The sequence below is a fragment of the Mesorhizobium sp. J428 genome, from assembly GCF_024699925.1.
In the GTDB taxonomy this organism is placed as follows: domain Bacteria; phylum Pseudomonadota; class Alphaproteobacteria; order Rhizobiales; family Rhizobiaceae; genus Mesorhizobium_A.
Genome location: NZ_JAJOMX010000001.1, coordinates 322967 through 345277 on the forward strand (window position 1 = coordinate 322967; position 22311 = coordinate 345277).

Here is a 22311-nt window from a genome sequence, read left to right on the forward strand (position 1 = left end):
ACGTCGTGGCGCCCGTCAAAGTCGACCCCGCCAACGTCCGTGAGTTCTCAAGCGCCGACGCCTTTTACGCGTGGCTCGGCGAGAACCATGATTGCGCCGACGAGATCTGGATCCGCATCTTCAAGGTCGTGTCGGGTGTCCCGTCGATCACGCCGAAGCAGGCGATCGATGTCTGCCTGTGCTGGGGGTGGATCGACGCCATCAAGAAGAGCCTCGACGAGAAGAGCTTTCTCCAGCGCTACACGCCGCGTGGCCGCAAGAGCGTCTGGAGCAGGATCAATGTCGACAATGTCGGCCGCCTGGTCGAGGAAGGCCGAATGACCGAGCATGGCCTCAGACACGTCGAGGCAGCTAAGGCCGACGGTCGCTGGGACCGCGCCTATGGTGGCTCGAAAGACATGACCATCCCGCCCGACCTCCAGGCGGCCATCGATGCCGAACCGGACGCCAAGGCGATGCTCCCGAGGCTTTCGGCACAGAACCGCTTCGCCCTCGCCTTCCGCCTGCACAACCTCAAGACCGAGGCCGCGCGGCAGAGGCGCATCGCTGCCTTCGTCGAGATGCTCAAGCGCGGCGAGACGATCTATCCTCAGGGCAAGACATGACACGAAGAGTGCGTCGCTCTTTCCTCGGGGCAGCCGTTGCCACGACGCTGGCGGCCTCCCTTTCGGCCCATGCCGCCGACTGGCAGGCGACCGAGGTCGTCAAGACCTATGCCATCTCCGGCACGACAGGCCCGGAGCTCTATACGTCGATCGGTGAGAAGGGACCGACGATCGGCCCGACGCGGACGATCGCGGTCACGAACTACGACCTCAAATGGCGCCGCAACTACGTGCCGGAGGGCACGTCATGCCGTCTCGTATCGGCCAAGCCGTTCCTGACGATCACCTACACGCTGCCGAAGCCGTCTTCACAGCTGCCCGCATCGGCCGAGAGGGTCTGGAAAAGCTTCATCGACGGCATCCGGGCACATGAGAAGGTGCATGGCGACTACATCCGTCAGATGACCCAGGACATCCTCGACACCACCGTCGGCATGGTGGTCGAGAACGATCCCGGCTGCCGTGAGATCAAGGAACGGGTGAAGAAGCCGATCCTCGACGCCGGCCTCGCCTACAAGGCGAAGAACAGCGCCTTCGAAAGGGCCGAGATGGCGAAGGACGGCAACGTCCACCGACTCATCCTGGCGCTGGTCAACGGCGGGTGAACGCGATACGAATCCCTGTCCTTGCGGGGGGAACGACCATGAAAACGCTGACGACGTGGACGGCCGCTGCCGTCCTTCTTGCCTGTTCAGCCGGGGCCGATGAGCCGCCCAAACCCGATTTCGGTCGCGACTGCGGCCACTACTACCGGCAGGGGCTCGATGCCGACGTCTCGCCGGACAAGGCAGACCCCTATTGTTCTTGTCTCGCCGGCGAATTCGCCAAGGCAGGGCTCGGCGAGGATGCGCTCGCCTTCTTCGGCAGGACCTATTCCGAAGACCTGACCACCTTCATCCACGAATATCCGAAGGGCGATGCCTGGATGGAGCAAAGCTTCAAGGCCGAGCCGATCTGCAAGGCCGAGATCGGCGTGGCGAAGTGAGCGCGGTATTGTCACCCGTCGCCCGGTTCAAGATTCGTCTCACATGATTCCCTGGGTGCATCTGGCCAGCGCCGCCGTGCCCGACGGCGTCGGCGAACTGCGGCTGAAGCGTCGGGGCGCCGAGTTCTCGATCATGTCGGGAACGATCGAGTTGATGAACTCGCGGCTCTCCGGCTCCGAAGAGGCGCTCGCCACGCTCGTGGCACAGCGTCTCGCCGGGCGAAAGGCGCCGTCCGTGCTGATCGGCGGCCTCGGCATGGGCTACACCTTGCGGGCGGCCCTGGCCGCCTTCGGACCGGACGCGCGCATCACGGTCGCCGAACTCGTGCCAGAAGTGGTCGATTGGGCACGCGGGCCGATGGCGGAGCTGTCTGCCGGGTGTCTGGACGACCCGCGGGTGACGGTAGAGATCGCCGACGTCGCCGCCTTGATCCGACCGGAAACCGACCGCGGTCAGGCGCCGCGGTGGGACGCCGTTCTGCTCGACGTGGACAACGGCCCGGAAGGGCTGACCCGTCGCGTCAACGACAGGCTCTATGACCACGCGGGGCTCGCCGCCGCGCGCGCAGCGCTGACGCCGGGCGGCGTGCTGGCCGTGTGGTCGCAAGGGCCGGACCGCGCGTTTTCGAAGCGCCTGCGCGATGCCGGATTCGCCGTCGAGGAGGTTATGGTGCGCGCACATCGCGGAAGGAAGGGCGCGCGCCATGTTGTCTGGCTGGCGACGAGATAACTCGCCGAATCGTGCGTTAGCGGCTACCGTTACGTCGATGACCGCGCATCCGAACCTTTCTTCCGGGATCACGGAATCTCTGGCGGCGTTTTCGGGATTCGGGCGCCCGACGGAAATCGTCGCACGCGACGGTCTCACCTACTTCGTCAACGAGTTCTGGACCGCGCGCCAGCGCCAGTCATCCAGCCTGCACGAGATCTCCTACCGCGCGTGCTTCAAGGCGGAACTGCCGCGCTTTTTCATCGAACGGCTTACCGAGCCCGGCGACCTCGTCTACGACCCGTTCATGGGACGCGGCACGACGCCGCTGGAGGCCGCCCTGCTCGGGCGGCGCGCCGCGGGCAACGACGTGAACCCGCTGTCGGCGATGCTGGTCGGCCCGCGCCTTTCGCCGCCGGCGCTTGAGGAGGTCGGGGAAGCCCTCGCCACTATCGACCTCGACGTCGAAGCGGAGTCCGATCCAGACCTGCTCGCGTTCTACCATCCCGACACGCTGCGCCAGCTTGCGGCGCTGCGTGCCTGGCTGCTCGCGCGGGCCGACCGGCTGACGCGGGCCGAGAAGTGGATCCGCATGGTGGCGATCAACCGGCTCACCGGTCACTCCTCCGGCTTCTTCTCCGTCTACACCCTGCCGCCAAACCAGGCCGTGTCGGTCGCCTCACAGCGCAGGATCAACACGAAGCGGGGCCAGACGCCTCCCCGGCGCGACATCGCCGCCATCATCCTGCGCAAATCCGCGAGCCTGCTTGCCGGTCCCCTCCCCCCACCGGCCGAGCCACCGCTCCTGATGACCGGCCGCGCCTCGCACACGCCGGCCCTTGCCGATGCGTCCGTAGCGCTCGCCATCACCTCGCCGCCCTTCCTCGACGTGGTCGACTATGCCGGCGACAACTGGCTGCGCTGCTGGTTTGCGGGTATCGACCCGAAGACCGTCGCCATCGACCACCACAGGACGGTGGCGGAATGGACCGCCTTCGTGCGCGCGGCTCTGTCGGAACTGGCCCGCGTCGTGCGCCCCGGAGGGCATGTCGCCTTCGAGGTCGGGGAGGTGCGAGGAGGCAGGATCCTGCTCGAACGGCATGTGGCGGAGGCAGCCGAAGGCCTGCCGCTGGACTTCATCGGCGTCATCGTCAACGATCAGGCGTTCACCAAGACCGCGAACTGCTGGGGCGTCGGCAACAATAGCCGTGGTACCAACACAAACCGCATCTGCCTGTTCCGCCGACGGTAGAACTTTGAGGCTTCAATACTGAGTCGATGCCTTGCCGGTCCGCGACATCTTGTCAATCAGCCAGCCTTCTGCCATAGCTTGTGATGTTCGGGCACTGACTGACCCGGAGACTGGATGAGTTTTGGACCGCCTTTCCCCGACATCGTGACGATCCGACGCCGCGACCCTGTGCAAACCGCGCAGACGCTTATGACCCACGGGAAAAGGAGATTCCCCATTGTCGCAGACCGGTGCCGTTAAATTCTTCAACGCAACCAAGGGCTTCGGCTTCATCACGCCGGATGGCGGCGCGAAGGACGTCTTCGTGCACATCTCGGCCATCGAGAAGTCGGGCATGCGCACGCTCGTCGACGGGCAGAAAGTTTCTTTCGACGTCGAGCCGGACCGCATGGGCAAGGGCCCGAAGGCGGTCAACCTCCGTCCGGCCTGATCCGCTTCCGTCGGATCGATTTCGGGACACGATAGCGCGGCGCCTCAGGCGCCGCGCTTTTTTGTTTCCAGGTCTTAACCGACGCCATGCTTCGGACTTTGCTGACGATTGCTTTCATGCGATGTTTTCCGCCTCGGCATGGGCCCGAAGGCTGGAGGAACAAGACATGCGTTTCGTGAAGATCGCCGCCGCACTCGCGTTGTCGATAGCGTCGGCCGCACCGCTGACGGCGAGCGCCGCACAGCCGGGCCAGTCTCCTGCCCTGTCCGAAGGGTTGATCGTCAACGTCTCGGGCTGCCACCGCGATGTCGAGCGGCATTACGTTCCGGAATTCGGCCGCCGCGCCTGGCACTATCACCGCGGCCGCAGTTGCCGCCCTGTTCGCGTCGACGGCCCCGGCGGCGGGCCCGGCTTTATCCCCGGACCTCCCCGCCCGCCGGTCGACTGCCATCGCGACGCCCGCCGTCACTATCTGCCCGAATATGGCGGTTCTGTCGTCCACCGGCACGTCGGAGACAGTTGCCGACCGCGTATCCTTCGGCGCGCCGAAAGCTTCCGTCCCGGCGCCTGCGTAAGCATCGGCCCGGTCACCTTCTGCGACTGACGCCATCTGCCTCCCCCCGGCCTCCAGTCGGAGGCTGGGCCACCACGAAAGTTTCGCTTGCTCCAGCGGCGATTTTGTTGACTATTCGGGCTTCGGGTAATTGCCGGCCCGGAGAGTGTGTCTGCTTGCCTGCGTTCAGCGTGCGCTTTTCGCAGGCGGATCGCCGAAAGAGTGAGCCGTGGGGACGGCTCCGCTGCGATCGTGCGAATTGCATCTCCTCCAGTAACCAACCGAACGCGCCGGGGTTAAGGAAAGGCGCGGCATGTCAGTGACTGAAAAGGGAGCATGCAATGGGCCAAATGCAAGGCACCGTCAAATTCTTCAACCATGCCAAGGGTTTCGGGTTCATCACGCCCGATGGCGGCGCCAAGGACATCTTCGTGCACATCTCCGCCGTGCAGGCGTCCGGCCTGACCGGCCTGCAGGATGGTCAGAAGGTTTCCTTCGACACGGAGCCGGACAAGCGCGGCAAGGGGCCGAAGGCGGTCAACCTGACCGTCGGCTGACACCCCGCGCGGGCGGGGCGAACGCGGCCTGAACCGGTCATTCAGCCACGGTTCAGGCGGAACGGGCGAGATTTGCGGCGCGTACGGCCATGACGGTCGTATGCGCGGAGGCTGATATGTTGTCGATTTCCCGCGTTCTTCTGGCCGTTGCCGCCATTGCCGGCTCAGGCGCATCGGTCTGTCACGCCGCCGGCAACGGCGCGATCGAAAGGCCTGCCCCACAGCTTGCCGACCTACCGGGCAAGCCGGTTGAGTTGCGCCCGAACTTCAATCTCGCCGCGACGCTGAACGCCATCATCGCCGCCCAGATCGCGGCGCAGAACGGCGCACAGATGGATGGCGACAACCCTTATCGCCAGCCGCGCCCGCGGCCGGATCGCGAGCAACTCGTGGGAATGGCGAAGGGCGGATAGCCCCTCTCAGGCCAGAAACGGATTTGAGCGCCGTTCGTCGCCGAAGCGGCTTCCGGGCCCATGCCCGCAGATGAAGCCGATGTCGTCGCCGAGCGGGAGGAGCTTTTCCTTGATCGAGCGGATCAGCGCGGCATGGTCCCCGCCCGGCAGGTCGGTCCGCCCGACAGAACCGTTGAACAGCACGTCGCCGACATGCGCGAAGCGGGCCGCGCGGTTGAAATAGACGACATGGCCGGGCGCGTGGCCGGGACAGTGGAGCACCTCGAAGACATGTTCGCCGAAGGAGACGGTATCTCCCTCGGCAAGATAACGGTCCGTCGTGCAATTGCGCACGCCGGTGACACCGAAGCGCATCGCCTGGTTCTCTATATTGGCGAGCAGCGGCGCGTCGGCGATGTGCGGACCGACGATCTCCACACCCAGCCGCTCCTTCAGCTCCATGGCGCCGCCGGCGTGGTCGAGATGGCCGTGGGTGATCCAGATCTGCCCGATCTTGAAGCCGTTGTCCTCGATCGCCTTGACGAGCACGTCCACGTCGCCGCCCGGATCGACGATCACGCCGGCCTTCGTGTCGTCGTCGAACAGGATCGTGCAATTCTGCTGGAACGGCGTGACCTGGATAATTCCGGCATTCAATCGACCCATCGTCGGCCTTTCCTGCTGTCGTGGAAGCTGCGCAGGGATTAGCGGCAGGGCGGCAAGGCGTCCACCCAAAAGAAACGGGCGGCGCTTCGGCCGCCCGTCGGAAGCAGGGCGAGGGCCGTCCCGCTTACTTCTTCATCGCGTTCATGATGGCGCCGACGATGGCGGTCAGGATCGCACCGCCGCCAGCACCACCCACGATGTTCTCGAGGTTGAGCGAACTCGCGAGACCGCCGGCCGCCGCCGGATCGACCGCACCACCCAGCAGGCTGCCAAGGATGGCAGCACCGCCGACGCCGCCGAGCGCACCGCTGATGATCTTGGGGAGCTGGCCCATTGCCGCCTGCTTGATCGCAGCGCCTACCGCCTGGCCGCCGATGATACCCGTGACGATCTGAATGATGATCGGAAGAAGTGCTTCCATGTGCCTGTCCTTTCCCCTCCAAGGTAGGCGTGGCCGCCTATCAGCCAAGCCTGCGACAATGAGAGCCTGAATAATACGAAAGTCAAATGACTCACGCGCAAAGAAAACGGGCGGTCGATGACCGCCCGTTTTCAGCATCCGAAAAACCCGCCTCTACTCTGCGGCGATCGCCCGTTTGGGCTGCACTTCGGCAGAATAGTCGTTCATGAGATTGCGCGAGATTTCCCCGGGCGTGAAGCGATACGGTCCCACTTCCGAAACCGGCGTGACCTCGGCCGCGGTGCCGGTCAGGAAGCACTCCGAGAATCCTGTGAGTTCCTCGGGCATGATGGCGCGTTCGACCACGCTGTAGCCCCGGCGCTTGGCCAGATCGATCACGGTGCGGCGGGTGATTCCATCGAGGAAGCAGTCCGGCTTCGGCGTGTGCAGCACGCCGTCCTTGACGAAGAAGATGTTGGCGCCGGTCGCCTCCGCAACCTGGCCGCGCCAGTCGAGCATCATCGCGTCGGCATAGCCCTTCGCCTCGGCATTGTGCTTGGAGATGGTGCAGATCATGTAGAGGCCCGCAGCCTTCGACTTCGACGGCGCGGTACGCGGATCCGGGCGGCGATACTCGGCAATGTCGAGGCGGATCCCCTTCAGCTTCTGCTCGGGATCGAAGTAGCTCGGCCACTGCCAGATGGCGACCGCGCAATTGATGCGATTGTTCTGCGCCGACACGCCCATCATCTCCGAGCCGCGCCAGGCGATCGGGCGGACATAAGCGTCGCTGAAACCCTGCCTGCGCAGCACCTCGCGGCATGCATCATCGATCTCGGCGACCGAATAGGGGATCTTGAAGCCAAGGATACGCGCGGATTCGTGCAGGCGCTCGGTGTGCTCGGTGAGCTTGAAGATCTCTCCACCATAAGCGCGTTCGCCCTCGAACACGGCGCTCGCATAGTGCAGACCGTGCGTGAGCACATGAATCTTGGCGTCCGCCCATTTGACGAATTCGCCGTTCATCCAGATGTAACCATCGAGCTTGTCGAAGGGAACCGATGCCATGTCACACTCCTTGGCCGTGCCGGCCTCATTGTTCGCCGTCTTCCAATCATAAGCCGCATGGCAGCGAATCGCCACCGCAGGCCGGAGGTCCGGGAAACGGAACCATCCGTGAGAAGGAAGTTACGGGAAAAGCGTTCATCCCTTGGCTTTTCAGTCGCCAAGCGCCGAAAAGCTTGGCAAAAATTACCAGCCGCACTAATTTATGTCAACAAGGCTGACATAAAATTCAAAATGGCCTACGAGGACCGATGCAGGCACGTATCAAGACGACCCCGGAACCGATCCGAACCGCGCTGACCCGCGAGGCCGGGATCGATTTCGCGATCATCGAACTCATCTACTTCGCGTATCGGGATTTCACCTCCGATCCGGACCAGATCCTGGAGAAATACGGCTTCGGCCGGGCGCATCACCGTGTCGTCCATTTCGTCAACCGCAGACCGGGCCTGACGGTGGCCGAGCTTCTCGACGTGCTGCAGATCACCAAGCAGAGCCTTGCGCGCGTGTTGAAACAGCTGGTCGACACGGGCTACATTGTCCAGGTGCAAGGGCTCAAGGACCGAAGGCAGCGCGAGCTCTATCCGACCGCCAAGGGCCGGGAACTGGCTCTGGTGCTCGCCACGCCACAGTCCCGCCGCATCGCGGAGGCAATCCGGGACTACAGCCCCGCCGAGCGGGAGGCGATCGAAGGTTTCCTGCGCGGCATGGTCAAACCCGAGCTGAGGGTCCAGGTTGATGAACTTCCAGGCTCGAAATCCGCCGAGAGGGGATGAGGAGATGACCGAGGAAAACCGGACGCCCCCGGGAGACGACGCGCCCCACCTTCTGGTGATCGATGACGACACGCGCATCCGCAATCTCTTGAAGCAGTTCCTCACGAGCAACGGCTTCCGCGTCACCGTGGCAGGCACGGCGGCCGAAGCGCGGCGCCATCTGGAAGGCCTGGACTTCGATCTTCTGGTGCTCGACGTGATGATGCCCGGCGAAACCGGCGTCGAACTCACCAAGGCGCTCCGCGTCGACAAGAACATGCCGATCCTGATGCTGACCGCGCTTTCCGAGACCGACAGCCGCATCGCCGGCCTCGAGGCCGGCGCCGATGACTATCTGCCGAAGCCCTTCGACCCGCGCGAGCTGATCCTGCGCATCAACAACATTCTGCGCCGTGGCGGCCCGCCGCCAACGCCGAAGGTCGAGCAGATCGTCTTCGGCCCCTACACGTTCCAGATCGCGCGTCGCGAGCTCAAGAAGGGCGGCGAGACGATCAAGCTGACCGACCGGGAACAGGACATCCTGTCGGTCTTCGCCGGCCGCATCGGCGAGACCATTCCCCGGCACGAACTGGTCGGCGGCGAGGCCGAAGTCGGCGAGCGTACCATCGACGTGCAGATCAACCGCCTGCGCCGCAAGATCGAGCGCGATCCGGCCAATCCCGTGTGGTTGCAGACCGTGCGCGGGGTGGGCTACAGGCTGAGCGTCGAATAGGCGCGGCCGAGGGCGGACATGGCGGCGACCGATCCCACCGACGTCCGGCCCGGCGGCATCGAGGCCTTCCTGCGACGATGGCGGCCGCGCGGGCCGCTGATCTGGCGCAAGGCGTGGCGGCGCGTATCCCACTACATGCCCAAGGGCCTGTATGCCCGCTCGCTCATCATCGTCATCGCGCCGATGATCCTGCTGCAGGGCGTGGTGGCCTTCGTCTTCATGGAGCGCCACTGGCAGCTCGTCACCCAACGCCTGTCGACGGCCGTCGTCCGCGATATCGCGGCGATCATCGACATGATAGAGACCTACCCGCCGGGCGACAACTACGCCGACGTCATCCGCATCGCGCAGGAGCGTCTGGCGCTCAAGATCGACCTCCTGCCGCCGGATCCCCTGCCCGCCCCCGGGCCGAAGCCGTTCTTCTCGATCCTCGATGGCATCTTGTCGACCGAGATCACCCGCCAGATCAACCGTCCGTTCTGGATCGACACGGTGGGCAATTCGAGCATCGTCGAGGTCAGGATCCAGCTTGAAAACAAGGTGCTCAGGGTGTTTGCCCGGCGAAGCCAGGCCTACGCCTCCAACAGCCACATCTTCGTGGTCTGGATGGTTGTCACCTCGCTGGTTCTGCTCACCATCGCCATCCTGTTCCTGCGCAACCAGATCCGCCCGATCCAGAAGCTGGCCGAGGCGGCCGACCTGTTCGGCAAGGGCCGCTCGCCGCCTGCCGACTTCCAGCCGCGTGGCGCCGAGGAGGTGCGGCGCGCCGGCCTCGCCTTCATCCAGATGCGCGAGCGCATCGAGCGCCAGATCGAGCAGCGCACCGCCATGCTGACGGGCGTCAGCCACGACCTGCGCACCATCCTGACGCGGTTTCGCCTCCAGCTGGCGCTGACCGGCTCCAAGGCCGACGTCGCCGCGCTCGACCAGGACATCGACGACATGCAGTCCATGCTCGAGGGCTATCTCGCCTTCGCGCGCGGCGAGGCCTCGGAGGATACCGGCACGCTCGACCTCAACGCTTTGTTCGACCGCCTCAAGGAAGAGGCGAACCTGCGCAAGAGGACGCTGAAGATCGCGCTCGTCGGCGAGCCGCAGGTGCATGTGCGCCCGCACGCCTTCACGCGGCTCGCCACCAACCTCGTCGGCAACGCATTCCGCTACGCAAAGAACGTCTCCGTCACGGCGACGCATCGCCGGGGCTCGCTGACGATGATCGTGGACGACGACGGCCCCGGAATCCCGCTCGACCGGCGCGAGGACGTCTTCAAGCCCTTCGTCCGGCTGGACGAAGCGCGCAATCAGGATGCCAGCGGCACGGGTCTCGGCCTCTCCATCGCCCGCGACATCGCGCGCAGCCATGGCGGCGACATCTCGCTCGACGACAGCCCGATGGGCGGCCTGCGCGCCGTGGTGAGAGTGCCGGCCTAAGGAAATCGGGGCTGTCTGGTCAGAACAGCCGTCCGCCGTCCGGCACCTTGCGGTCGATCGCGCCAAGCACGACCGCGCCTTCCTCGTCGGGAAAGCCCAGCGTCAGCACCTCGGACATGAACTTGCCGATTTGGCGCGGCGGGAAATTGACCACCGCGAATACCTGCCGGCCGACCAGCGTTTCCGGCGCGTAGTATTTGGTGATCTGTGCCGAGGAACGCTTCACGCCGATCTCCGGGCCGAAATCGATCCTGAGCTTGATCGCCGGCTTCCTGGCCTCCGGATAAGGTTCGGCCTCGACGATCGTGCCGGCACGGATGTCGACACGCTCGAAGTCCTCGTAGGTGATCGGCGGCCTAGGCGAACTCATCGCGTCAGGCGTTGCCCTGCGTCTCGAACAGGGCGCTGTTGAGCGCATCGCGCGCGCTCGTGCCCGACCAGACGACGAACTGGAAGGCCTGGAAATAGGTCTCGCATGCCTCGAGCGCCGAATTGAGCAGCACCTCGACCTGCTGGCTGGTCGGGTCCGCGCCACCGCAGAGAAGCAGGGCCTGGCGGAACATGATCGCGCCCTCCTGCTCCCACAGGTCGAAATGGCCGAACAGCATCTGCTCGTTGATGATCGACAGCAACCGCATCACCTCGAGTACGCGGTTCTCGGGAACCTTGATGTCGAAGGCGCAGGCGAGATGCAGCGCCTCGAAATCCTCCATCCAGGAGAATGAGACGTGGTAGTCGGTCCAGTCCCCGGCGACGGCGATGGCGATCTCGTCGTCGCCAGTTCGCTCGAAGGCCCAGTCGTTCGCATGCGCGACCTGTTCGATCATGTCGACCGGGTGCGGGTTTCTGGAGAGATCGAGTTCAAGCAGGCTCATCGTAGGCTTCCTGTCGTTACGGGAGCGCCACCGCACGCTCCACCGGGAGAGGCACGCGCGACTGGTGAACGCACTACGGCTGAGCGGAAGGAACAAACTACCCCTGCCGGACCGCCCCGGACCGGCGCATGTTCGGTGTTCCGAATCATGCAACAATTTCAGTCTATTGATGGAGAGTCGGCGCGCTAGTCCCTTTTTGCAGGAAGCTTGCGCGAGGATGTGGAAAGCCGGCTTGCAGCAGATTCAGCGTTACCGGTAAGCGATTCAGCCGCAACGCTTTTCGCATTGCGGCTGCCTGTGGACAGAGATCCGAATTATTTCTTGGCAGCGGGCCTTTTCCGGCTCGCTGCCGGGGCCTCCGCACCTTCCAAGACCGCGATGCGGGCTTCGAGTGCATCGATGCGCTTCAGGAGGGAAGCGTTCTCCGCCCGCGCCCGCGCCGCAAGCTCCTTCACCGCCTCGAATTCCTCCCGCTGCGGGATCTCCATCGAGTTGAACCATTTTTCCGCCTGCGAGCGGAAGGCAGTCTCCACCTCGCGGCGGACGCCCTGTGCGGCGCCGGCCGCGTCGGTCATCAGCTTGGCGAACTCGTCGAGGATGCGGTTGGGTCCGTTGGACATGGGAAAACCTCGTTGCTGAAAAGCAATTAGGAGGCCGCGCCGCCGTTTGCAAGGCGACGCACCGCCGCCTTGACCTCGCCCGGAGCCTCGGCCAAGGTCCGCCGCGCTTCGCAACCGGTTCGACAGGCTTTCCGTGACCGAACTTCTCCTGCCGCTTGCGGCCCTTCCCTTCCCCGACATCGATCCGGTGCTGATCTCGATCGGGCCGCTCGCCATCCACTGGTACGGGCTCGGCTATGTCGTCGGCATCCTGTTCGCCTGGTGGTATTCGCGCAAGCTCGCCTCCACGCCGCGTCTGTGGGCGAACGGCACGCCGGCCATGACGCCCGAGCACCTCGACGATTTCGTCGTATGGGCCGCCGTCGGTGTCGTCGCCGGCGGGCGCATCGGCTACATCCTCTTCTACGATTTCGCCCGCTACATCGCCAATCCGCTCGATATGCTGGCGATCTGGGAGGGCGGCATGTCTTTCCATGGGGGCCTGCTCGGCGTGATCCTGGCGATGATCCTGTTCTCTCACCGTCGAGGGATCAACACCTGGAGCCTGTTCGACGTGGTCGCCGCCGGCGTGCCGGTCGGGCTGGGGCTGGTGCGCGTCACGAATTTCATCAACTCGGAGCTCTGGGGTCGCCCGTCCGACGTGCCCTGGGCGTTCGTCTTCCCCAATGGCGGCCCGGAGCCGCGCCATCCGAGTCAGCTCTACGAAGCGGGCCTGGAAGGCATCGTCCTCTTCCTCGTGCTCGTCTGGCTGGTCTGGAGGCCGAAGAAGCTGAAGACGCCGGGTTTCGTCGGCGGCGCCTTCATCTGCGGCTACGGCCTGTCGCGCATCACGGTCGAATTCTTCCGCGTGCCGGACCCGCAGCTCGGCTATCTGCTCGGCGGCTGGCTCACCATGGGCATGGTCCTGTCGCTGCCGATGGTGCTCGCCGGTATCTGGGCGATGGTGACGGCAAAGCAGCCCGCCGCCAGATGACGCCGCTCGCCCGGCGCCTCGCCGAACAGATCGCGGCGCATGGCCCGGTCTCGGTCGCCGAATACATGGCGATGTGCCTCTTTGATCCCCAGGACGGCTATTATACGACCCGCGAGCCGTTCGGCGCGGACGGAGACTTCACCACGGCTCCGGAAATCAGCCAGATGTTCGGCGAGATCGTCGGCGTGTGGCTGGTCGCGGCCTGGCAGGCGCTCGGACGCCCCCTGCCCGCCGCGATCGCCGAGATCGGCCCCGGCCGCGGCACGCTGATGAAGGATTTGCTGCGTACAATCAGGCGCTTGGCGCCGGAGCTTGAATCCGGATCGCAGATCGCCCTCGTCGAGGCGAGCCCGCGGCTGGCCGAGGTACAGCGCCGGACGCTCGGCGAGGCGTCGCCGCGCACCTCCTGGCTAAGGACGGTGGACGAGCTGCCGCCGCATCCCCTGTTCATCGTCGGCAACGAGCTGTTCGACGCGGTTCCCGTCCGGCAGTTCGTGAAGACTCAGGCCGGCTGGCGCGAGCGCATGGTGGGTCTCGACGAGGCGGGAACCCTCGCCTTCTTCGCCGGCATGGCGTCGCTGGACGACACGCTCCTGCCGCCGGGATCGGCGGATGCGCCGGAGGGCTCGATCTTCGAGATCGCGCCCGCCCGTGGCGCAGTGATGGCCGGGATCGCGGAACGCATCGCGAGCGACGGCGGCGCTGGCCTGTTCTTCGACTACGGCCATCTCGCCTCCGGCCTCGGCGATACGCTGCAAGCGGTGCGCCACCATGCCTACGACCCCGTGCTCGACCATCCGGGCGGGGCGGACCTTACCTCGCACGTCGATTTCGAGGCGCTGGCGCGCGAGGCCGAACGCCACGGACTGAAGACGGCCGCAATGCCGCAGGGCGAATTCCTGCTCGCCATGGGCGTGTTGGAACGTGCCGGCAGCCTTGGCGCCAACGCCGACGAGACAAGGCGCGAGGAGATCCGCAACGAGGTCGAGCGGCTGGCGGCACCTGACCAGATGGGCGAGCTGTTCAAGGTTCTGGCCATCAGCAGCCAGCCCCTGAAGATCGCGCCTTTCTCCTCTCCTAGGGGCTGACGAGCGGCCGCTGTCCGGGAAGGTATTTCGTCCACAGGAAGTCCGCGAAGGCCTTCCGCCGGTCTGCCGTCGCCAGGTCGGCCCGGCACGAGGCCGCGCCGATGTGGTTGAAGCGGCCGTCCAGCACCTGCATCTGCTCGACCGGCGCACCTTCGCCCGCCGCCAGCATCTCGCTTCCCGCCTCGCGAACCGAGGCACGGTCGACCACCGAATAGACCGGACGCCAATTTTTGCCGCCGGTGTCCGCGCCCCATTCGTAGGCATGCTTGAAATCGATCGGTCGCCCGGAAGTCAGGCCATAGCGGAAAAAGCCGAAGCCGGCCCAGAAATACCAGATCGACGGATCGCGGGTGGCGGTCCAGATCCTGCCGTATAGCGACCTGCCCTCGAGCCTTTCCGTGACACTCACCGGCACGATCGGAAAGCAGTCGTGGTCGATGAAGCCGAAGATGTCCGGCTTCAGCCGGTCGACGAGGTTGTAGTAGATCCAGTTCATAGCGATGGCATGCGACCGGTTGGGATGCCACTCGCGGTTACGCGGCAGCTCGACATAGGCGATGCCGCGCTCGCGGCAGATCTGCGCATGCGCCTGCCGCGCGGCGGGGTTGGACGAGTTGTCGACGACCACCAGCGTGGCGTCGCCGACGTTGCGGATCCAACTCGCCGTCAACAGGTCGATGACCCAGGGCGTGTTGAAAGCGATCGCGAATACAATCGCTTGCCGGTCGGTCTTGAATCTCTCCAGGAACCGGTCGCGTTCGGCATGCCCGGCTCCGCGAAACGCCCGGTCGACCAGATCGTTGCGCCGGTTCTTAAAGGCACGCACGGCCCGGTTGTCATTCAGCGCACTAACGATCGTGCGGATGGGAGATTTCGACACCATATTCCTCGCGGGCCGTTCGGCGCCTTAGAGCATAAGCGGCGGCCGGGACGAAAGCCGCAGATTGACACGCACCGATCGTCTGTCCCAACTTCCCGCTCGCCGGGACAAGCCTGTCGCCGATGTGCCCGCAGACCCCGAGCCGCCAGAAGGCAGTTGATGCAGAACAGTTCGCGCCCCGACCCGCTCAGGTCGGAACATCTTGAATTTGCTGACGCGCCGTCCATCCGGCACGGCTTCTTCACGCGCGCCGGCGGCGTGTCGGGAGGCATTTATGCCGGCCTGAACACCGGCACCGGCTCCGACGACGATAAGGCCCATGTGGCGGAGAATCGCCGCCGCGTCGCCGAGTGGATGGGGGTCGAGCCTGGGAATCTGCTGAGCGTCTGGCAGGTGCATTCGCCCGACGTGGTAACGGTGCGCGAGCCGTTCGCCGGCGAGCGGCCCAAGGCGGATGCGATGGTGACCAACCGGCCCGGTATCGCGGTCAGTGCATCGGCCGCCGATTGCGGCCCCGTCCTCTTCGCCGATCCTGAAGCGGTGGTCATCGGCGCGGCCCATGCCGGGTGGAAGGGCGCTTTCACCGGCGTGCTGGAGAACACGGTTTCGGCAATGGAAGCCCTCGGCGCCCGGCGCGAGCGCATCGTCGCGGTCCTCGGACCCTCTATCAGTCAGCGGAACTACGAGGTCGGCCCTGAATTCGTTGATCGGTTCACTGCCGGCAACGCCGCGAACGAACGCTACTTCGCGCCGTCGCAAAAAGCTGGGCATGCTATGTTCGATCTCAACACCTACACCGTCGACCGCCTGAGGTCGGCAGGCGTTCAGGCGCACGCGCTTTATCGCTGCACCTATGCGGAGGAGGATCTTTTCTACTCCTACCGCCGGACGACTCATCGCGGCGAGCCGGACTACGGCCGGTTGATCTCGTCGATCGTAATTGGAGAAGAATAAATGGCGCTTCATTTCGAACGCACCGAATTCGATGCGCGGCGAGACCGGCTCATCCTGGAGATGGCCGACCGCAAGCTCGACGCGATCCTGCTCTTCGCGCAGGAGAGCATGTATTGGCTGACCGGCTACGACACGTTCGGCTTCTGCTTCTTCCAGTGCCTGGTGGTGAAGGCCGACGGCTCGATGGTGCTGCTCACCCGCTCCGCCGATCTGCGCCAGGCCAAGCATACCTCGATCATCGAGAACATCGTGCTGTGGACCGACCGCGATAATGCCAACCCCGCCATCGACTTACGCAACCTCCTGAACGACATGGATCTGCTCGGTTGCAACATCGGCATTGAATACGACACGCATGGTCTCACCGCCTTCAACGGAAGGCGGCTGGACGAGCAGATGCAGACCTTCGGCAAGATTTCTGACGCGTCCGGCATCGTCTCGCGCCTGCGAGTGGTGAAGAGCCCGGCCGAGATCAGGAAGATCGAGAAGGCGGCCTCGCTCTCCGACGACGCGCTGGACGCAGCTCTTCCCCTGATCAAGCAGGGCGGCGACGAGGGTGCGATCCTCGCGGCCATGCAGGGCGCGATCTTCGCCGGCGGCGGCGACTATCCCGCCAACGAGTTCATCATCGGCTCGGGCGTGGACGCGCTCCTGTGCCGCTACAAGGCAGGGCGCCGCAAGCTGACCAAGAACGACCAGCTCACGCTCGAATGGGCCGGCGTGTTCCACCACTACCACGCGGCGATGATGCGGACGGCTGTCGTCGGCAAGGTCTCGAAGCGCCATCAGGAACTCTACGAGGCCTGCCGCGACGCGCTGCTGGCCGTCGAGAAGACCATGGTGCCCGGCAAGACCTTCGGCGACGTATTCGACGCGCATGCAAGGGTGATGGAGACGCATGGCATGACGCGCCATCGCCTCAACGCCTGCGGCTACTCGCAGGGCGCGCGCTTCACGCCGTCGTGGATGGACATGCCGATGTTCTACACCGGCAATCCTGAGCCGATCGCGCCGAACATGACGCTGTTCGCCCACATGATCATCATGGACTCCGACACCGAGACCGCCATGACGCTGGGTCGCACCTATCTGACGACGGAAGGTGATCCCCGGCCACTATCGCGCCATGATCTCGACTTGATCGTGCGATGAGGTCTAGACTGTGCGTATCGGCCTGTACGGCCCTGTGTAGAGGGTAAGATCGGAGCGATGAACCGCTGCCTGACAGCATTCGTTCTCGCGATCGCGGCGCTTGCGGGCGCCGCCTGCACCAGTGTGGACCCCACGATGGGCATCGCCACCAAGCCCACTCCGGAGCCGCTTCCCGTGGTGGAGCCGACGCAGACTGCGTCCACCCCGCCACAGGTCGCCGCCCTGACGACGGAGCCGGCCCGCGTAAGCCTGGCTCCGGTGATCGGTGCGCCGACGGAAGCCGTCGAGCAGTTGTCGGCGGAACTCGCCGCGCGTGCGCCGTCCAAGCGCTTCGCGCTGCAGACTTCGGCCGATCCGACGGCCACCTACACGCTGAAAGGCTTCTTCTCGACCTCGCCCGAGGAAGGCGAGACGATCATCTTCTACGTCTGGGACGTGATGGATACCGCGGGCAATCGGGTGCATCGCTTTTCCGGGCAGGAGCGGGTCAAAGGCAAGAACCAGGGTTGGGTCGACGTGACGGAAGCCAACATGCGCGCCATCGCCGATCGCACGGCGGACGAGTTCGCTGCATGGCTGGCGACCCGCGCCGGCTGAGAACCGTCTGCGACTTTTTTGGCACCTGTCGTGTGCACATCTCCTTATTGGCTTGAAATGCGCCGGCTTGGCGCTTAAAGGCGCGCATTATCCGAGCGAGACGAGCGCCAGGGATTCTGCATGAAATTGTTCGCGGGCAACTCCAACCGGGTGCTGGCCGAAGCGGTCGCCCGGTACCTGAACATTTCGCTCGGCAAGGCGAGCGTCCGGCGCTTCGCTGACCAGGAGATCTTCGTCGAGATCCAGGAGAACGTGCGCGGTCAGGACGTCTTCGTGCTGCAGTCGACCTCGTTCCCGGCCAATGACCATCTGATGGAACTCCTGATCATGATCGACGCGTTCCGCCGATCTTCGGCGCGGCGCATCACGGCGGTCATCCCCTATTTCGGCTATGCGCGGCAGGATCGCCGCGCCTCCGGCCGCACACCGATCTCGGCCAAGCTCGTCGCCAACCTGATCACGCGCGCCGGCGTCGACCGCGTGCTCACGCTTGATCTGCATGCCGGCCAGATCCAGGGCTTCTTCGACATCCCGACCGACAACCTGTTCGCCGTGCCCGTGATGGCCCGCGACGTGAAGGCCCGCTACAATCTCTCTAACGTCATGGTCGTCTCGCCCGATGTCGGCGGCGTGGTGCGTGCCCGCGCGCTCGCCAAGCGCATCGACGCGCAGCTCTCGATCGTCGACAAGCGGCGCGAGCGGCCGGGCGAATCGGAGGTGATGAACATCATCGGTGACGTCGAGGGCAAGGACTGCCTTCTGCTCGACGACATCGTCGATTCGGGCGGCACGCTCTGCAACGCTGCCGATGCCCTGCTCGCGAATGGCGCGACCAGCGTCACCGCCTACATCACACACGGCGTCCTCTCCGGCGGCGCCGTCGCGCGCATCACCTCTTCCAAGCTCAAGGAGCTGGTGATCACCGATTCGATCCAGCCGACAGCGAGCGTCGAGGCCGCCCACAATATCCGCGTGGTTTCAATCGCCGACCTGATCGGCGAGGCCATCTCGCGCACTGCGACCGAGGAATCCGTCTCCAGCCTGTTCGACTGAACCGGGACGCTTTCGCTAAAATCCGACCATTTCGTAATTCCATGCCTTAAGGTCGGCATGGTAGACATAGACCATGTCGCGTCTCGACAGTGCGGTATCCCAGGATCAGCGCAGCCACGCGAAGACCTCGTTGGCTTCGGGACCCTTGGCGAGGATCTTCTACTGGCTGAGTTCCAGCGGGCAGCCCGATTCCGACGAGCTGCGCGGAAGACTGATCCAGTCGATCATGGATCGGAAGGGAGCCCTTCTGGTCGGAACCGCCGTGGTCATAGCCACGGCGACTGTTGCCTATTTCATGACCGGCGCCTGGTGGCCCATTGTATGGCTCGTCACCGAGATCGTGATCGTCGCGGTCCGGCTGGCAGTCATCTCCCATGCGGAGCAGACGCCGGGGCGCCGGCGCGAGGACTATGTTCCCGCCCTTCTCACTCTCGGCGCACTGTGGACGGTCGTGTTCGGCGCCGGGTCCTATGCCTGCATGACCAGCGGCGAACCGGTGCTGGCCATCATCGCCTCGGTGAACACGGCCGGCGCGGTCGGAGCGATGTCGTCGCGCAATGCGCCAACGCCGCGTTTCGCCAGCCTTATCATGGTGATCTGCTGCATACCTTTCGCAATTGCATCCCTGAACGCGCCCTATCCGGGTATCGGGTCACTTGCGATCATCCTCCCGCTCTGGGTGGTCGGCATGCACGTCATCATGTTCCAGAACCACGACATACTGGTGCGAATGATCCGCGCCGAGAAGGTCACGCGCCGGCTGGCGATGACAGACGCGCTGACCGGCCTGCAGAACCGCATGGCGCTCGACGAGAAGCTGGCCGACATGTGCGCTCGCCTTGAACGCCGGATCGATGGCGAAGGGTTCTCGCTGCTGTATCTCGATCTCGACGGCTTCAAGGCCGTCAATGACCGCCACGGCCACACCGCGGGCGACGTTCTGCTCAAGGCGGTCGCCGAGCGTATTCGCCACGCCCTGCGGCCCGACGACCACGCCTCCCGCAACGGCGGCGACGAGTTCTCCGTCATCTTGCCGCTCACCGGCCGGGAGGAGACGGCATTCGTGGCGAAACGGCTGATCGCGACGATCTCGCGGCCGTTCGAGATCGGCATCGGCGACACCGTCCAGCTGGGCGTCAGCATCGGCAGCGCCTATGCTCCCGACGACGGTCTCGACCCCGCGATACTGCTCGCCTCGGCCGACGAAGCGCTCTACGCGGCCAAACGGGCCGGCAAAGGCATCCACCGCGAGTATCGTCCTTCGGACGACGGCCCTCCAAATCTGGACGGCCGCGCTCGCGCGTAGGCCCTCCGTCAGACCGCGATCAGCCTCACCGCCACGCCCGCGGCCATCGCGCCGGCCAGCACCACAAGCATGTTGGCGTGGAAGCGGAACAGAGCGACAGCCGAAGCGGCGGCGATGAGCACGGCCCAGGGATCGAGACTGGAGAGATCGGGAACCGGGAGCGAGAACGGACCGGCCACGACGTCGCCCACCCGTGCGAAAAGCACATGCAGTGCAAACCACAGCGCGAGATTGGCGATGATGCCGACCACGGCCGCGGTCACCGCTCCGAGCGCGGCGGAAAGCCAGGCGATGCTGCGCACCGTCTCGACATAGGGTGCGCCGACAAAGATCCACAGGAAGCACGGCACGAAGGTGAACCAGAGCGTCACCGCCGCACCCGCGAGGCCGCCGGCGAGCGGCTCCAGCCCGGACTGCCTGGCCCCACCGAGGAAGCCGACGAAGACGAGGACGAGGATCAGCGGCCCGGGCGTGGTCTCGGCGAGCCCGAGTCCGGTCAGCATCTCGTCCGGCCGGAGCCAGCCATAGACCTCGACGGCCTGCTGCGCGACCCACGCGAGCACCGCGTAGGCCCCGCCAAAAGTCACCGCCGCCATGACCGAAAAGAACGACCCTTCGCGCGCAAACACGTTCTGGCTTCCGAGCGCTGCCTGGAGAAGCAGGAGCGGACCAAACCAGAGTGCAAGCCAGATGGCGAGCGTGGAGGCGAACCGGGCAAGGCTGGGGCGCGTCCATTCCGGCATGTCCTCCTTGGCAATGGCAAGCCCTGCCGCTTTCGGCGCTCCGCCCCGCCCGGCAAGATGAAGTGCTGCGCCGATCAAGGCCGCGCCGACGATGATGACAGGGAACGGTAGCTTGAGCAGGGCGATCGCGATGAAGGCGAGGATCGCGATCACCACCATCGGCCGGCCGGTCAGCGCCCGCCGGGAGACCTTGACCAGCGCCTCCAGCACGACCGCCAGCACCGCCGCCTTGAGCCCGAACAGCAGTCCCTGGACGACATGGATGTCCCCCAGCAACAGATAGAGGCTCGACAGCGCCGTGAGCACGATCGCCCCCGGCAGCACGAAGAGGATGCCTGCTACAAGCCCGCCCCTGATCCCGTGCAGCAGCCAGCCGGCATAGGTGGCGAGTTGCATCGCCTCCGGCCCTGGCAACAGCATGCAGTAGTTGAGTGCATGCAGGAACCGCGCCTCGTCGAGCCATTTCTTCTCGTCAACGAGGATACGGTGCATCAGCGCGATCTGGCCGGCCGGACCGCCGAAGGAGAGCAGCCCGATGCGGGCAAAGACGCGGATGGTTTCCGCAAAAGTCGGTCCGTTCGCCGAATTGGTGGCATCGGTCATCTGCGGTTTGCTCCGGCGGGCCAGTTGTGGGTCTCGGAGGCCGCATAGCGGCACCAGGCATAGAGTGCGTCGAACACAGGAAGTGCGAGGTCCAGCTGCTTCAGATCGTCGGCCTCCATTGCAGACAGGCCGAGCAGGATTGCAAGCATCCCCGCTGCCTGCGGCTCGAGGTCCAGCCTCGCTGTGTCGGCGCCACGCACGATCCGCGCTACCTTCCGTAGTGCGGGTGTATCGAGCCCGAACTCGTCGAGCATCGTGTCGAAGCTGCACGTTTCACCGCGATGCGAATAGACGACTCCGTCAACGTCGAACGGTATCGCGCCGATTTCGTCCGCGACGTCACGGACCCATTCCGGCGCGACATAGTGGAAGACCGCAAACGGGTCGACGAAACGGCGTATCAGCCACGGGCAGGCGACGCGGTCAACTTTCGGCCTTTGGCGCGTCACCCATACGCTCGGCACCTCCAGTCCCTTCGGTATGCCCTGCACATCCGCGACCACCGGCTCGCCGAGCGCGACATAGGCTTCGATGCCGCCCTCCAGCACCGACACGTCGACACCGAGCGACCGCATCTTCGCCGCGGCGATCTCGCTGACATTGTGGCCGTGCACGCAGTAGACGACGAAGGAGCGGCCGGGACCAAACGCTCCGAGCCAGGTTTCCGGTGACAGATGCGACCGCCAGTGGGCGGTCGGAATGCGCGACGTTGCCTGTTGAAACGCGGTGTCTCGCCGCACGTCGATGATGACAGGACTACCGGGAGAGCCGATCAGCCGCGCCAGCGCGGCCGCGGAAATCGTTCGAGGCATGGTTTCCTCCGCAACAATGCGAAGGCGGAACTTGGGCCAAGGCCTTTGCGGGGAGTCCACCCATGCCCCCGATGGAGGCGAGATTACCCCGCCGCGAACCCGCGTCAATCGAAATGATCGAG

The 22311-nt window shown here is 65.1% G+C and carries 28 protein-coding genes; 19 read left to right on the forward strand and 9 right to left on the reverse strand.

The window, feature by feature from the left end; translation table 11 throughout:
* Positions 1 to 5: 5 nt before the first annotated feature.
* From LRS09_RS01570 to LRS09_RS01610, 9 genes are all read left to right on the forward strand, one after another.
* Complete coding sequence (locus LRS09_RS01570) at positions 6 to 605, forward strand: YdeI family protein (RefSeq protein ID WP_257803825.1); 600 nt, start codon at positions 6 to 8, stop codon at positions 603 to 605.
* A gap of 8 nt (positions 606 to 613) precedes the next feature.
* A complete protein-coding gene (locus LRS09_RS01575; RefSeq protein ID WP_257803826.1) occupies positions 614 to 1210 on the forward strand; it encodes a DUF922 domain-containing Zn-dependent protease in 597 nt (198 codons plus the stop codon).
* Positions 1211 to 1248: 38 nt separating this feature from the next.
* Positions 1249 to 1590 (forward strand): hypothetical protein, encoded by a 342-nt coding sequence (locus LRS09_RS01580; RefSeq protein WP_257803827.1) that lies wholly within the window; start codon positions 1249 to 1251, stop codon positions 1588 to 1590.
* Positions 1591 to 1633: 43 nt separating this feature from the next.
* Positions 1634 to 2320, forward strand: coding sequence for a spermidine synthase (locus LRS09_RS01585; RefSeq protein WP_257803828.1), 687 nt, complete (start codon positions 1634 to 1636; stop codon positions 2318 to 2320).
* 37 nt (positions 2321 to 2357) lie between these two features.
* Positions 2358 to 3551, forward strand: a complete 1194-nt coding sequence (locus LRS09_RS01590) for a DNA methyltransferase (RefSeq protein WP_257803829.1) — start codon at positions 2358 to 2360, stop codon at positions 3549 to 3551.
* 217 nt (positions 3552 to 3768) lie between these two features.
* Positions 3769 to 3981: a cold-shock protein gene (locus LRS09_RS01595; RefSeq protein WP_257803830.1), complete on the forward strand. Its 213-nt coding sequence runs from the start codon at positions 3769 to 3771 to the stop codon at positions 3979 to 3981.
* 166 nt (positions 3982 to 4147) lie between these two features.
* Positions 4148 to 4585: a hypothetical protein gene (locus LRS09_RS01600; protein ID WP_257803831.1), complete on the forward strand. Its 438-nt coding sequence runs from the start codon at positions 4148 to 4150 to the stop codon at positions 4583 to 4585.
* Positions 4586 to 4884: 299 nt separating this feature from the next.
* A complete protein-coding gene (locus LRS09_RS01605; protein ID WP_257810100.1) occupies positions 4885 to 5091 on the forward strand; it encodes a cold-shock protein in 207 nt (68 codons plus the stop codon).
* Between the two features lie 116 nt (positions 5092 to 5207).
* Positions 5208 to 5504 (forward strand): hypothetical protein, encoded by a 297-nt coding sequence (locus tag LRS09_RS01610; RefSeq protein ID WP_257803832.1) that lies wholly within the window; start codon positions 5208 to 5210, stop codon positions 5502 to 5504.
* A 6-nt stretch (positions 5505 to 5510) separates the two neighbouring features.
* Here the strand turns inward: LRS09_RS01610 and LRS09_RS01615 are convergent, their stop codons facing one another.
* The 3 genes from LRS09_RS01615 to LRS09_RS01625 all read right to left on the reverse strand — a co-directional run bounded on the left by LRS09_RS01615 (position 5511) and on the right by LRS09_RS01625 (position 7617).
* Positions 5511 to 6149, reverse strand: a complete 639-nt coding sequence (locus LRS09_RS01615) for an MBL fold metallo-hydrolase (protein WP_257803833.1) — start codon at positions 6147 to 6149, stop codon at positions 5511 to 5513.
* 124 nt (positions 6150 to 6273) lie between these two features.
* Positions 6274 to 6570, reverse strand: a complete 297-nt coding sequence (locus LRS09_RS01620; protein WP_257803834.1) for a hypothetical protein — start codon at positions 6568 to 6570, stop codon at positions 6274 to 6276.
* Between the two features lie 153 nt (positions 6571 to 6723).
* Positions 6724 to 7617, reverse strand: coding sequence for a branched-chain amino acid aminotransferase (locus tag LRS09_RS01625; RefSeq protein WP_085466018.1), 894 nt, complete (start codon positions 7615 to 7617; stop codon positions 6724 to 6726).
* Positions 7618 to 7865: 248 nt separating this feature from the next.
* Here LRS09_RS01625 and LRS09_RS01630 point away from each other — a divergent pair, with 248 nt between their 5' ends.
* From LRS09_RS01630 to LRS09_RS01640, 3 genes are all read left to right on the forward strand, one after another.
* Positions 7866 to 8390, forward strand: coding sequence for a MarR family winged helix-turn-helix transcriptional regulator (locus LRS09_RS01630; RefSeq protein ID WP_257803835.1), 525 nt, complete (start codon positions 7866 to 7868; stop codon positions 8388 to 8390).
* A gap of 4 nt (positions 8391 to 8394) precedes the next feature.
* Entirely contained in the window at positions 8395 to 9102 is a 708-nt protein-coding gene (locus tag LRS09_RS01635) for a response regulator (protein WP_257803836.1), read from the forward strand.
* Between the two features lie 135 nt (positions 9103 to 9237).
* Entirely contained in the window at positions 9238 to 10533 is a 1296-nt protein-coding gene (locus LRS09_RS01640; protein WP_257810101.1) for an ATP-binding protein, read from the forward strand.
* A 19-nt stretch (positions 10534 to 10552) separates the two neighbouring features.
* Here LRS09_RS01640 and LRS09_RS01645 read toward each other — a convergent pair whose 3' ends face one another.
* The 3 genes from LRS09_RS01645 to LRS09_RS01655 all read right to left on the reverse strand — a co-directional run bounded on the left by LRS09_RS01645 (position 10553) and on the right by LRS09_RS01655 (position 12028).
* Complete coding sequence (locus LRS09_RS01645) at positions 10553 to 10903, reverse strand: tRNA-binding protein (RefSeq protein ID WP_257803837.1); 351 nt, start codon at positions 10901 to 10903, stop codon at positions 10553 to 10555.
* Between the two features lie 4 nt (positions 10904 to 10907).
* Positions 10908 to 11408: a YbjN domain-containing protein gene (locus tag LRS09_RS01650; protein ID WP_085466023.1), complete on the reverse strand. Its 501-nt coding sequence runs from the start codon at positions 11406 to 11408 to the stop codon at positions 10908 to 10910.
* Between the two features lie 314 nt (positions 11409 to 11722).
* Entirely contained in the window at positions 11723 to 12028 is a 306-nt protein-coding gene (locus LRS09_RS01655; protein ID WP_257803838.1) for an accessory factor UbiK family protein, read from the reverse strand.
* Between the two features lie 133 nt (positions 12029 to 12161).
* On the opposite strand from LRS09_RS01655, the gene lgt reads away from it, so the two are divergent.
* Positions 12162 to 13001, forward strand: coding sequence for a prolipoprotein diacylglyceryl transferase (lgt, locus tag LRS09_RS01660; RefSeq protein ID WP_257803839.1), 840 nt, complete (start codon positions 12162 to 12164; stop codon positions 12999 to 13001).
* Positions 12998 to 14089 carry a class I SAM-dependent methyltransferase gene (locus tag LRS09_RS01665; protein ID WP_257803840.1) on the forward strand — a complete coding sequence of 364 codons (1092 nt, stop codon included), beginning with the start codon at positions 12998 to 13000 and terminating at the stop codon, positions 14087 to 14089. Before lgt ends, LRS09_RS01665 begins: the two co-directional genes overlap by 4 nt.
* Here LRS09_RS01665 and LRS09_RS01670 read toward each other — a convergent pair.
* The gene (locus tag LRS09_RS01670) at positions 14079 to 14969 is read right to left on the reverse strand and encodes a hypothetical protein (protein ID WP_257803841.1); all 891 of its coding nucleotides are present in this window, start codon (positions 14967 to 14969) and stop codon (positions 14079 to 14081) included. The two genes, LRS09_RS01665 and LRS09_RS01670, sit on opposite strands and share 11 nt — an antisense overlap.
* 159 nt (positions 14970 to 15128) lie before the next feature.
* On the opposite strand from LRS09_RS01670, the gene pgeF reads away from it, so the two are divergent.
* The 5 genes from pgeF to LRS09_RS01695 all read left to right on the forward strand — a co-directional run bounded on the left by pgeF (position 15129) and on the right by LRS09_RS01695 (position 20031).
* A complete protein-coding gene (gene pgeF, locus LRS09_RS01675; RefSeq protein ID WP_257803842.1) occupies positions 15129 to 15923 on the forward strand; it encodes a peptidoglycan editing factor PgeF in 795 nt (264 codons plus the stop codon).
* Entirely contained in the window at positions 15924 to 17075 is a 1152-nt protein-coding gene (locus LRS09_RS01680; protein WP_257803843.1) for a Xaa-Pro peptidase family protein, read from the forward strand.
* Between the two features lie 57 nt (positions 17076 to 17132).
* Entirely contained in the window at positions 17133 to 17672 is a 540-nt protein-coding gene (locus LRS09_RS01685; RefSeq protein WP_257803844.1) for a hypothetical protein, read from the forward strand.
* A gap of 120 nt (positions 17673 to 17792) precedes the next feature.
* On the forward strand, positions 17793 to 18725 hold the full coding sequence (locus LRS09_RS01690) for a ribose-phosphate pyrophosphokinase (protein ID WP_257803845.1): 933 nt from the start codon (positions 17793 to 17795) through the stop codon (positions 18723 to 18725).
* 130 nt (positions 18726 to 18855) lie between these two features.
* The gene (locus LRS09_RS01695) at positions 18856 to 20031 is read left to right on the forward strand and encodes a diguanylate cyclase (protein WP_257803846.1); all 1176 of its coding nucleotides are present in this window, start codon (positions 18856 to 18858) and stop codon (positions 20029 to 20031) included.
* An 8-nt stretch (positions 20032 to 20039) separates the two neighbouring features.
* On the opposite strand, the gene chrA is transcribed toward LRS09_RS01695, so the two are convergent.
* Both chrA and LRS09_RS01705 read right to left on the reverse strand, forming a co-directional pair.
* The gene (gene chrA, locus LRS09_RS01700; RefSeq protein WP_257803847.1) at positions 20040 to 21377 is read right to left on the reverse strand and encodes a chromate efflux transporter; all 1338 of its coding nucleotides are present in this window, start codon (positions 21375 to 21377) and stop codon (positions 20040 to 20042) included.
* Positions 21374 to 22189: a sulfurtransferase/chromate resistance protein gene (locus LRS09_RS01705; RefSeq protein WP_257803848.1), complete on the reverse strand. Its 816-nt coding sequence runs from the start codon at positions 22187 to 22189 to the stop codon at positions 21374 to 21376. The genes chrA and LRS09_RS01705 overlap by 4 nt, the downstream gene beginning before the upstream one ends.
* Between the last annotated feature and the right edge of the window lie 122 nt (positions 22190 to 22311).

Bases quoted from the DNA above. Each gene is read 5' to 3' on its own strand.
- LRS09_RS01580 (WP_257803827.1), top strand. From the start codon at position 1,249: ATGAAAACGCTGACGACGTGGACGGCCGCTGCCGTCCTTCTTGCCTGT.
- LRS09_RS01585 (WP_257803828.1), top strand. From the start codon at position 1,634: ATGATTCCCTGGGTGCATCTGGCCAGCGCCGCCGTGCCCGACGGCGTC.
- LRS09_RS01590 (WP_257803829.1), top strand. From the start codon at position 2,358: ATGACCGCGCATCCGAACCTTTCTTCCGGGATCACGGAATCTCTGGCG.
- LRS09_RS01600 (WP_257803831.1), top strand. From the start codon at position 4,148: ATGCGTTTCGTGAAGATCGCCGCCGCACTCGCGTTGTCGATAGCGTCG.
- LRS09_RS01605 (WP_257810100.1), top strand. From the start codon at position 4,885: ATGCAAGGCACCGTCAAATTCTTCAACCATGCCAAGGGTTTCGGGTTC.
- LRS09_RS01610 (WP_257803832.1), top strand. From the start codon at position 5,208: ATGTTGTCGATTTCCCGCGTTCTTCTGGCCGTTGCCGCCATTGCCGGC.
- LRS09_RS01615 (WP_257803833.1), bottom strand. From the start codon at position 6,149: ATGGGTCGATTGAATGCCGGAATTATCCAGGTCACGCCGTTCCAGCAG.
- LRS09_RS01620 (WP_257803834.1), bottom strand. From the start codon at position 6,570: ATGGAAGCACTTCTTCCGATCATCATTCAGATCGTCACGGGTATCATC.
- LRS09_RS01625 (WP_085466018.1), bottom strand. From the start codon at position 7,617: ATGGCATCGGTTCCCTTCGACAAGCTCGATGGTTACATCTGGATGAAC.
- LRS09_RS01630 (WP_257803835.1), top strand. From the start codon at position 7,866: ATGCAGGCACGTATCAAGACGACCCCGGAACCGATCCGAACCGCGCTG.
- LRS09_RS01635 (WP_257803836.1), top strand. From the start codon at position 8,395: ATGACCGAGGAAAACCGGACGCCCCCGGGAGACGACGCGCCCCACCTT.
- LRS09_RS01640 (WP_257810101.1), top strand. From the start codon at position 9,238: ATGCCCAAGGGCCTGTATGCCCGCTCGCTCATCATCGTCATCGCGCCG.
- LRS09_RS01645 (WP_257803837.1), bottom strand. From the start codon at position 10,903: ATGAGTTCGCCTAGGCCGCCGATCACCTACGAGGACTTCGAGCGTGTC.
- LRS09_RS01650 (WP_085466023.1), bottom strand. From the start codon at position 11,408: ATGAGCCTGCTTGAACTCGATCTCTCCAGAAACCCGCACCCGGTCGAC.
- LRS09_RS01655 (WP_257803838.1), bottom strand. From the start codon at position 12,028: ATGTCCAACGGACCCAACCGCATCCTCGACGAGTTCGCCAAGCTGATG.
- LRS09_RS01665 (WP_257803840.1), top strand. From the start codon at position 12,998: ATGACGCCGCTCGCCCGGCGCCTCGCCGAACAGATCGCGGCGCATGGC.
- pgeF (WP_257803842.1), top strand. From the start codon at position 15,129: ATGCAGAACAGTTCGCGCCCCGACCCGCTCAGGTCGGAACATCTTGAA.
- LRS09_RS01680 (WP_257803843.1), top strand. From the start codon at position 15,924: ATGGCGCTTCATTTCGAACGCACCGAATTCGATGCGCGGCGAGACCGG.
- LRS09_RS01685 (WP_257803844.1), top strand. From the start codon at position 17,133: ATGAACCGCTGCCTGACAGCATTCGTTCTCGCGATCGCGGCGCTTGCG.
- LRS09_RS01690 (WP_257803845.1), top strand. From the start codon at position 17,793: ATGAAATTGTTCGCGGGCAACTCCAACCGGGTGCTGGCCGAAGCGGTC.
- chrA (WP_257803847.1), bottom strand. From the start codon at position 21,377: ATGACCGATGCCACCAATTCGGCGAACGGACCGACTTTTGCGGAAACC.
- LRS09_RS01705 (WP_257803848.1), bottom strand. From the start codon at position 22,189: ATGCCTCGAACGATTTCCGCGGCCGCGCTGGCGCGGCTGATCGGCTCT.